Here is an 8,622-nt window from a genome sequence, read left to right as displayed (position 1 = left end):
GGCTCTCCAGGATGCGGACATGGTCCGCCAGGTAGCGATTGCCGCGGTAGTCCCATTCGGGCAGCAGCGCTTCGCCGGCCAGCCGCTCCCCCTCGAGGTCCCGCGGCGCCAGGTCAAGATCGAAGGCGAGGCGCGTGGCCGGGCGCTGGTCCACATCTGCGATGCCGAGCTCCTCGGCATCGTCCGCCGCTTTCTTCGCCGTCTCCGGGTCGTCGTCCTCGACGCGGCGGTTGAGATTGAGGAAGTCGGCCCAGGAGAGGATCGACTCGAAGCGGTGGAGGATCAGCGAATCCTTGCGATTGGCCTGGTCACTCTTCTTTCGGGCGGCGCGTTTGCGTTTTCCATTGGGGGTCTGTCCGCTTCCGGCCCCGGCTTCGTCGCGGCTTGCCTGGCCCCTGTCCGGCAGCGGGGCCGGCCGCCGCTCCGGCCAAAGCAGGACCGGCTCGAAACAATGGTAGCCCGCGGGCGCGGTGACGTCGTCCAGCCCTGCCGTCTCTTCTTGGATGAGCTCGAGGTAGCGCCGCGCGGTGCCGGAAGTCGCGGCGCCGTCGCCGAGCAGGGCAAGGATCGCGCTCTCCAAGGCCTGCTTCGCTTCCGGCCGCTGGCGCCGGGCGCGCAGGGCAAGGGTCTCCCGGCGGAGCCGGTCGTAACCTTGCCGCAGGCCCGGGTAGTCGGCGAGCACCTGGGCGGTCGTCCTGTGAGCCTGGCGCAGGGTGAGCAGATCGGCGCGAAGAGGATCCTGGATGTCGGGCGGCGGGGCTGGGTCGTGCGCGGCGTAGGCGGCCAGCCAGAGATAGAGCTGCTCGTTCAATGCGCGCTCGGGCAGGGCGTCCAGGCTTGCCGGCAGGCGCAACACCTCGCCGTCGAACGAGGGCCGCTCGATCGACTCTTCGGCATGGCCGAGCCGTCGCCAAAGACTGCGCCGGTGCTGGGCCGTCTCCTCGGCGGCGTCCCGAAACTCCACTCCGGCCTCGCCGCCGAGACCGCGGAAGACGATACCGATGCGCCCTTGCATGGCGGCGAGGGCGACGGCGGCTTCGGGAAAGGCCGGGCGCTCGTCGAGCCGCCCCACCACGCGGTGCCACAGACTGCCGACGGCTTCCTCGGGTTCCCAGGGCTTGATGCCGAGCGGCATGGCGACGACCTCAGCCGATCACAGCGGTCATCAGATCCTTGAGGCCGCGCTTGGTCTCAGGGTCGTCGGAAAGCGGCTCGATCATCGCCGCCTCGATCGCCCGCTCGATCTTCATGCCGTCCCGCAGCAGAGTGGCGCAATAGACCACCAAGCGGGTCGAGACCCCCTCTTCGATGTCCTGGCCCTTGAGGCCGCGCAGCTTGCCGGCCAGCCGCACCAGCAGCTTGGCGCGCTCCGGGTCCAGGCCCGACTCGGCGACGACAATCTCGACCTCGCGATCGGGCGGCGGGAAGTCGAAGTCGATCGCCAGGAAGCGCTGCCGGGTCGAGGGCTTCAGGGTTTTAAGGATGTTCTGGTAGCCGGGATTGTAGGAGACCACCAGCATGAAGCTGACCGGCGCCTTGAGGACCTCCCCGGTTCGATCCAACGGCAGGATGCGCCGGTCGTCCGTCAGGGGATGGAGCACGACAGTGACGTCCTTGCGCGCCTCCACCACCTCGTCGAGATAGCAGACCCCGCCATCGCGCACCGCGCGGGTCAGCGGGCCGTCGAGCCACACCGTCTCGCCGCCCTTCAGCAGATAGCGGCCGGTAAGATCGGCCGCCGTCAGGTCGTCGTGGCAGGCCACCGTGTGCAACGGCAGGCCGAGCTTGGCCGCCATGTGGGCGACGAAACGGGTCTTGCCGCAGCCGGTCGGCCCCTTGAGCAGCAAGGGCAGGTTATTGCGGTAGGCCGTCTCGAAGACCGCGCACTCATCCGCCGTCGGGGCATAAAAGGGAAGGGGGCTTGCGCCCCCTTCTTTGATATCGAGAGCAGCCATGGTCATGCGAGCCTCACTCGGCCGGCACCGCGCCCGCCGTTTCGCCAGGTGCTACGATCTCGCGCCGCGGCACCGCTAGAGCATAGATGAAGAGCAGAGCGCCCACCACCACCGCCACGCCGGAGCCGAGCCGCATCCAGTAGAACAGCGCGAGCTGCTCCTGCACGCTCATGAAGTCCTCGCCGTTGACCCGCTGCAGGTGGGTCTGGATGGTGCCGGCGAAGGTGAGCGTGAAGGTCATGAAGGCCATGCCGCCCGACATGAGCCAAAAGCTCGCCATGTTCATGACCTGATTGTAGGGCTCGCGGCCGCGCAGATAGGGGAAGGCGTAGGTCATGATCGCCAGGTTGAGCGAAACATAGGCGCCGAAGAAGGCGAGATGACCATGGGCCGCGGTCACCTGGGTGCCGTGGGTGTAGTAGTTCACCGGGGACAGGGTGTGCATGAAGCCCCAGACGCCGGCGCCGAAGAAGGCCAGGGTGGCGCAGCCGAGGGCCCAGAGCAGCGCCGCCTTGTTGGGATGGTCGCGGCTCCCCTTCCAGACCATGACGAAGGCGAAGACGACCATGGCGAAGAAGGGGATGACCTCCAGGGTGGAGAAGATCGAGCCGATCCACTGCCAGTAGGCGGGCGTGCCAATCCAGTAGTAGTGGTGGCCGGTGCCGAGCAGCCCGGTGAAGAGCGAGAGGGCGACGATGACGTAGAGCCACTTCTCCACCACCTCCCGGTCGACGCCGGTCAGCTTGAGCAGGAGGAAGGCGAGGACGGCAGCCATCACCAGCTCCCAGACGCCTTCGACCCAGATGTGCACGACGTACCACCAGTAGATCTTGTCGACGGTCAGGTTGTCCGGGTTGTAGAGAGCGAAGAGGAAGAAAAGCGCGACGCCCCAGAGGCCGAGCAGCAGCACGTTGGAAACCGCGGTCTTGCGGCCCTTCAGCACCGTCATGGTGACGTTGTAGAGGAACATCAGCGCGGCGACGACGATGCCGAGCTTGACCCACAGCGGCTGCTCCAGGAACTCGCGGCCCTCGTGGATCCGGAAGAGGTAGCCGATCACCGCGCCCGAGGCGCCGACCATCAGCAGGATGAGCTGGGCATAGGCCAGTTTCGGCGACTCGATGTCACGCTCCGCCTCCTCGGGGATCAGGTAGTAGGCCGCGCCGAAGAAGCCGAGCAGCAGCCAGACCACCAGCGCGTTGGTGTGGATCATGCGCGCGATGTTGAACGGCAGCAGCTCGGACAGGAAGTTGGGGTCGACGTAGATATAGCCGACGACCAGGCCGAAGGTGACCTGCGCGGCGAAGAGGACGAGCGCGCAGGCGAAGTAGGCGAGCGCTATCTTCTGGGTCGGGTATTTCATCGAGGCTCTCCCGCGTCTTGCCGATCAGCCCGCGTCGTTCGGCGGCCAGTTCTGGGTGTCGATCTTCGAGACCCATTCGAGGAAGGCGATCAAGTCGTCGAGCTCCTGGTCGGAGAAGTTGAAGTTCGGCATCTGCCGCCGGCCCTCGACGCCGGAGGGCTGGGAGACCAACCAGGCCCTCAGCGTCTCGCGCGCGCCTTCCGGGTCGTCCAGGCCGCCGTAGCGCACGAAGACGTTGCCGACCTCGGGCGCGAAATAGGCCCCCTCGCCGAGGATGGTATGGCAGTTGATGCAGGAATGCTTTTCCCAGACGCGCTTCCCGGCGGCGACCGACTCGGTCAGCTGGTCGTTGTTGGTCGAGGTGTTGAGCGCGTAGAGATGGCTATGCACCGTCAACCCGACGAAAATCACGAGGAAAAAGAGCGACCCGCCGTAAAAGATGTTGCGGGCCTGAGTCTTGGTCAGCCCTTCGTTCATCGGCCTCTCCGCAGTGACTGTCCAACCACGCTAGCGAAGCTAGAGACGAACGCGGGGCGGCTACTTGACCGTCGTCAAGCGTCGGGAAATTAGTTCGCGAGGGGCGCGGCGCCGGCGTTCCGACAGGGGAAACTGCGCCGAACGCATCACCAGAAAAGTATGTGCCCGACCCGAGAGATAGGTGACAGATCGTACCGGAGACATGGGTGACACTTTGCGCCTTTGGGCGGGAGGTGTTGATGCCATGGAAGGAGACTTCGGTAATGGAGGAACGCCTGCGATTTGTCGCCCGTCTGCTTGAAGGCGAGGCCATGAGCGATGTCTGCCGGTCTTTCGGGATATCCCGAAAGACCGGCTACAAGATCTTCAACCGCTACAAGGAGCACGGCCTCGAGGCGCTGTGCGACCGCTCGCGGCGGCCGGTGCGCTACGCCAACCAGCTGCCCGAGCCGATCGAGCGGATGATCGTGCGGCTCAAGAAGGAAAAACCCCACTGGGGCGCCAGGAAGATCAGGGAGCTGCTGGTCAGGCGCTTGGCCGGCGAGGTCCGGATCCCCGCCAAGAGCACGGTCCATGCCGTGCTCGACCGCCACGGCCTGGTCAAGCGCGCGCGCCAACGGCGCAACAAGGCAAAGGGCACGGCGCTTTCCGCCGGCACCGCGCCGAACGATCTCTGGTGTGCCGACTTCAAGGGCGAATTCAAGCTCGGCAATCGTCAATACTGTTACCCACTGACCGTCACCGACCAGGCCTCGCGCTACCTGCTGATGTGCGAGGCCCTGGAGTCAACCAAGGAAGCCAACGCCTTCACCGCCTTCCAGCGGCTCTTCGAGGAACGCGGCCTGCCCGGCGCCATGCGAACCGACAACGGCCTGCCCTTCGCCAGCCCAAACGGCCTCTACAACCTCTCAAAGCTCTCCGTCTGGTGGCTCAGGCTCGGCATCGACATCGAACGCATCAAGCCAGGACACCCCCAGCAGAACGCACGCCACGAGCGCATGCACCTGACCTTGAAAAAGGAAACCACCAGACCGCCCGGCGCAAACAGCCTGCAGCAGCAGGCCCGCTTCGATGACTTCCTGAGCGAATTCAACACCGAAAGACCCCACGAAGCGCTTACAATGCGGTGCCCCGCCGAGGCCTATCGGCCCTCAAGCAGACCCTATCGCGGCCTCCCCGAGCTCGAATACCCGCTCCATGACCGCGAGGCCATCGTCACAGCCTGCGGGCGCATCTGTATGCACCGAAAGAAAATCAACGTCTCGACCGTCATGGCCGGACAAAAACTCGGAATCAAGGAGGTCGACGACGGAATCTGGATCGTCAGCTTCATGCACTACGACCTGGGATACATCGACCTCGAGCAGAAAACTCTGCAAACTGTCGAAAACCCCTTCGGCCCGAAGGTGTAACCCATGTCTCCGGTACAAAGTGTTACCTATGTGTCCGGGCCGGACAATGACCGAAATGGTGCCGCCTGTAGGACTCGAACCTACGACCCCCGCATTACGAATGCGATGCTCTACCAACTGAGCTAAGGCGGCCCAAGGGCGTCGCGTGAAAGCGCGGCGGAAAATAGACCGAAGGGCGGAGCCGCGTCAACGGCGGCCGCCAGTCCATAGCTGGGATCAGGGGATCGCCTTGTCCAGGTCGCGGCGCGGGGTCTCGCCGGCCGGGACCAGGGCGCCGCGCCCGGGCTCGGCCTCGATGGTCGGCGGCTCGCCGTCCGGCGCGGCCAGGGCGTCGGGCGAAACCCGCACGGCGCGGCGCCAGGAGAGCGAATCGAAGGCATTGCAGGCGCCGCAGTGGGCCGACCAGCGCTCGGCGATGGCACCGCAGCTGCCGCAGACCCAGGCGGGATCGCGCCGCGCCGAGGCGGCGCGGACCAGCCAGGAGCGGGCCTTGGCGGCGTCGCCGTACTCCAATTCCTCGAGCCGGGCCATGGCGCGGCAGACCGCCTCGCTCGGCTCGCCGTCCGCGGACTCGGCCTCCTGGGCCTTCATGGCCGCGCTCAGGTAGCGCCGGGCCTCGCCCCAGAGCTTGGCGTCGAGCGCCGCCTCGGCGAGCGCCAGCTTGCTGGCCTCGTGATCCGGTTTGCCTGCGGTCAGGCGCTTGATCTTCTCGAAGCGCGGCAGCGCCTCGCCCGGCGCGAGCACGCGGTAGAGCCGCAGCAGATCGGGGTGCGGGGTGCCGGCCCAGGCGCGCTCGATCAGACGCTCGGCCTCGCCGGGCCGCCCGGCGTCGATCAGCGTCTCGGCCAGCAGAATCGTGGCGGGCACCAGGCCGGGCGCCAGCTTGAGCGCCGCGCGCGCCCGTTTCTGCGCCGTCGCCGTGTCGCCCGAGCGCCGGGCCGCCTCGGCCTGCTGCAGAAGGACCACGGCCTGCTTGCGCTCGCCCTCGGGCGCCGGCAGGGCCTTGTAGCGGACCGCCTGCTTGAGCGCTTGCTGCGCGCCTTCCAGGTCGCCGGTCGCCTGGGTCAGGTCGAACAGCGCGGTCAGCACCCAGGCCGTCTTCGGGCGCATGGCGTGGGCCCGGCGGACGAAGTCGAGCGCCGCTTCCTGGTCACCCTCGCGCAGGGCCTGCATGAGACAGCCGCGCAGACCGAGAAAGCGGGTTTCGTCGCTCTCCAGCATGGCGTGGAAATAGCGCTTGGCCGCCTGGTCGTCGCCCTCGAGCTGGGCCGCCTGGGCGGCCAGCAGCAGGGTGAGCGGCGGCTCCTCCTTGAGCACCTCGGCCTTGCGCGCCCACTTGCGCGCCTCTTCCTTGTCGCCCGCGGCGACCGCGACCATGCCCTGAGTCAGCGCCTTGTAGCCGCGCCGGCGCCGGCCTTCGCGGAACGAGCGGCCGATGCTGCCCGGCGCGTCCATGAAGAGGCGCCAGTAGCGGTAGCCGATGGTCGCCAGCACGGCGACCAGGAAGACCGCCAGCACGAGGATGCCGACCGCGGTCTCGATGCGGTAGCCCATGAAGTCGATCGAGACCTGGCTGGGCTGGTAGGCGAGCCAGACCGCGACGGCGACGACGACCGCCAGCTTGGCGATGTAGAGGAGCGCGCGGCCCATGGCTCAGCCGGCCTCCGCCAGGCGGTCGACCGCCAGGATTCCGAGATCGACCAGCGCCGCCTCGCCCGCCAGGCGGGCTTCGGCCTGTTCCTTCCACGCGGCCGCCGCTTCGGCCGCCGCCCCTTCGAGCGCGGAGAGCTGGGCGAGCGCGCCGGCCAGGTCGCCGTCGCGCAGGCGGGCTTCGGCCCGCGCCACCACGGCGCCCGGGCCCTCGCCCTCGACCTCGCCGACCGGCCGGACGGTCACCACGCCCGAGAGGCTGCGCCACGCGCCGGCGAGCAGTCCCTCCTCGTCGCCTCCCGGACCGGCGGCGACCACGGCGCGGGCCACGGGGCCGAAGGCTTCGGCCAGGGCGGCCGGGGTCGGCAGGCCGGATCCGGCGTGGGCCTCGAGCGGGCCCAGCAGGCCGAGCATCTCGGCGTCGTCGCCGATCGCCTGGCGCAGGCCGGCCAGTTCCTCGCCGTAGGCGGCGCCGCGGCTGAAGCTGTCGCGCAGCTGCACCAGCGACAGCATGATCGCCACGTCGCGCGCGGCGGCCGGGGTCTGCTCGCTCAGCGCCTCGACCGTCATGCCGAGGCGGTCCAGGTCGCTGAGCCGCGCCTCGAGCACCGCCGCCCGGGCGTCCAGGTCCTCGAGCTCGGCGCTCACCTCGGCGTCCAGCGCGTTGACCGCTTCCCGCGCCCCCGCACCGGCCTCTCTGCGCTCCTCGAGCGCGGCGATCCGGGTCTCCAGCCCGCTCTCGCGCGACGCGACCTCCTCGAACTCGGCCCGCAGGCTCGCCACCACGGCCTCGGTATCGGCGCTGCCGCCCGCGGCCGGCGGCTGGGCCTCGAAACGCTCCTGCAGGCTGCGCAGGTTGGCGCCCTGGGTGTCCAGGGTGCTGTTGAAACGGTCGAGGCGCTGCGACAGGGCGGCCACGGCCGCGTCGTCGACCACCGGGCCGCCGGCAACCGGCGGATCGAGGATCGGCAGCCACTGTCCGCGGCTCATGACCGCGCCGCCGAAGCCGAGCGAGACCGCCACGGCGCCGAGCAGGAAAGCCACGATCCAGCCCGGTCCGCGCGCCGGTTCCGGCGTGGATGAGGGCGGGGGCTTCGGCCCGGAGGCGGGCAGCGGCGAGGCGGCCGGCCGCTCCGGCTTCTTTTCCTGGGGTCCCTGAGGTCCTTGAGCTTTCGGGGCGGCCTCCCCCGGGGGCTTCGCCGGGCTCGTGCGCAGGCGCTCTCGCGCCGTGCCGGCGGGGCTGGCCGCGGGCAGGGCAGGCAGGTCGGGCGTGGCGCCGCTCTCGGCCTCCGCAGCGGCCTCGGACGGCGCCGGCTTGTCGAGGTCGAGGCCGAGCTCGGCGGCCGCGGTGCGGATCTCGGCGTGGCGGGAGGCGGGGATGGCGTCGCGCTCCTTCCAGCCCTGGACCGTGCTGACCGCGACGCGCAGCTTGGCCGCCATGGGCCGGATGCCGCCGAAGGCGGCGATCGCCGCCTGGGCGTCGTTGATCGGCTCGGCCGGCGCGCCGGCAAGTGGGTCGGAAGCGGGGGACTCGGATGCGGGGGAATCGCTAGCCTCGGGCGCGGAGGACTCGGGGGCGTCCGCCGCCTCGGGAGGCTGCTTGCCGGTCTGCGCCTCGGCGGCCTTCTGCTCGTTCTCGGTCGTCGCCTCGTCGGGCGCTTTTCCGGCGGGCAGTTTCCCAGAGCCGGGGGGCGGCCCGCCGGCCGCGCCGCCGGGGCCCGCCTTCCCGCCGTCGGGCGCGGCGCGATCTTCCTGTGACATCTCT

At 69.1% G+C, this 8,622-nt stretch carries 7 protein-coding genes and 1 tRNA gene; 1 reads left to right on the top strand and 7 read right to left on the bottom strand.

Annotated features, from left to right (window positions below):
- The 4 genes from QNJ67_21530 to QNJ67_21515 form a co-directional block, all read right to left on the bottom strand.
- Nucleotides 1-1,135, bottom strand: a 1,135-nt coding sequence (locus tag QNJ67_21530) for a protein norD (protein MDJ0611569.1), incomplete at its 3' end; no start/stop codon positions are given.
- Nucleotides 1,136-1,145: 10 nt separating this feature from the next.
- Nucleotides 1,146-1,961, bottom strand: coding sequence for a CbbQ/NirQ/NorQ/GpvN family protein (locus QNJ67_21525; protein MDJ0611568.1), 816 nt, complete (start codon nucleotides 1,959-1,961; stop codon nucleotides 1,146-1,148).
- Nucleotides 1,962-1,968: 7 nt separating this feature from the next.
- Nucleotides 1,969-3,318, bottom strand: a complete 1,350-nt coding sequence (locus QNJ67_21520) for a cbb3-type cytochrome c oxidase subunit I (GenBank protein ID MDJ0611567.1) — start codon at nucleotides 3,316-3,318, stop codon at nucleotides 1,969-1,971.
- 24 nt (nucleotides 3,319-3,342) lie between these two features.
- Entirely contained in the window at nucleotides 3,343-3,795 is a 453-nt protein-coding gene (locus tag QNJ67_21515; protein MDJ0611566.1) for a cytochrome c, read from the bottom strand.
- 263 nt (nucleotides 3,796-4,058) lie between these two features.
- On the opposite strand from QNJ67_21515, the gene QNJ67_21510 reads away from it, so the two are divergent.
- Nucleotides 4,059-5,207, top strand: a complete 1,149-nt coding sequence (locus QNJ67_21510) for an IS481 family transposase (protein ID MDJ0611565.1) — start codon at nucleotides 4,059-4,061, stop codon at nucleotides 5,205-5,207.
- A 56-nt stretch (nucleotides 5,208-5,263) separates the two neighbouring features.
- Here the strand turns inward: QNJ67_21510 and QNJ67_21505 are convergent.
- From QNJ67_21505 to QNJ67_21495, 3 genes are all read right to left on the bottom strand, one after another.
- A tRNA-Thr gene (locus QNJ67_21505) sits at nucleotides 5,264-5,339 on the bottom strand.
- Nucleotides 5,340-5,423: 84 nt separating this feature from the next.
- A complete protein-coding gene (locus QNJ67_21500) occupies nucleotides 5,424-6,857 on the bottom strand; it encodes a heme biosynthesis HemY N-terminal domain-containing protein (protein MDJ0611564.1) in 1,434 nt (477 codons plus the stop codon).
- A gap of 3 nt (nucleotides 6,858-6,860) precedes the next feature.
- Complete coding sequence (locus tag QNJ67_21495) at nucleotides 6,861-8,618, bottom strand: hypothetical protein (GenBank protein ID MDJ0611563.1); 1,758 nt, start codon at nucleotides 8,616-8,618, stop codon at nucleotides 6,861-6,863.
- Nucleotides 8,619-8,622 lie beyond the last annotated feature (4 nt).

Source organism: Kiloniellales bacterium (genome assembly GCA_030064845.1).
Classification (GTDB): Bacteria; Pseudomonadota; Alphaproteobacteria; order Kiloniellales; family JAKSDN01; genus JASJEC01.
Note: the sequence above shows the minus strand (reverse complement) of the source record. Positions and strands in the feature narration are given on the sequence as shown.

Excerpts from the sequence above, each read along its gene's own strand:
- QNJ67_21525 (MDJ0611568.1), bottom strand. The coding sequence starts at position 1,961 with ATGACCATGGCTGCTCTCGATATCAAAGAAGGGGGCGCAAGCCCCCTT.
- QNJ67_21520 (MDJ0611567.1), bottom strand. The coding sequence starts at position 3,318 with ATGAAATACCCGACCCAGAAGATAGCGCTCGCCTACTTCGCCTGCGCG.
- QNJ67_21515 (MDJ0611566.1), bottom strand. The coding sequence starts at position 3,795 with ATGAACGAAGGGCTGACCAAGACTCAGGCCCGCAACATCTTTTACGGC.
- QNJ67_21510 (MDJ0611565.1), top strand. The coding sequence starts at position 4,059 with ATGGAGGAACGCCTGCGATTTGTCGCCCGTCTGCTTGAAGGCGAGGCC.
- QNJ67_21500 (MDJ0611564.1), bottom strand. The coding sequence starts at position 6,857 with ATGGGCCGCGCGCTCCTCTACATCGCCAAGCTGGCGGTCGTCGTCGCC.
- QNJ67_21495 (MDJ0611563.1), bottom strand. The coding sequence starts at position 8,618 with ATGTCACAGGAAGATCGCGCCGCGCCCGACGGCGGGAAGGCGGGCCCC.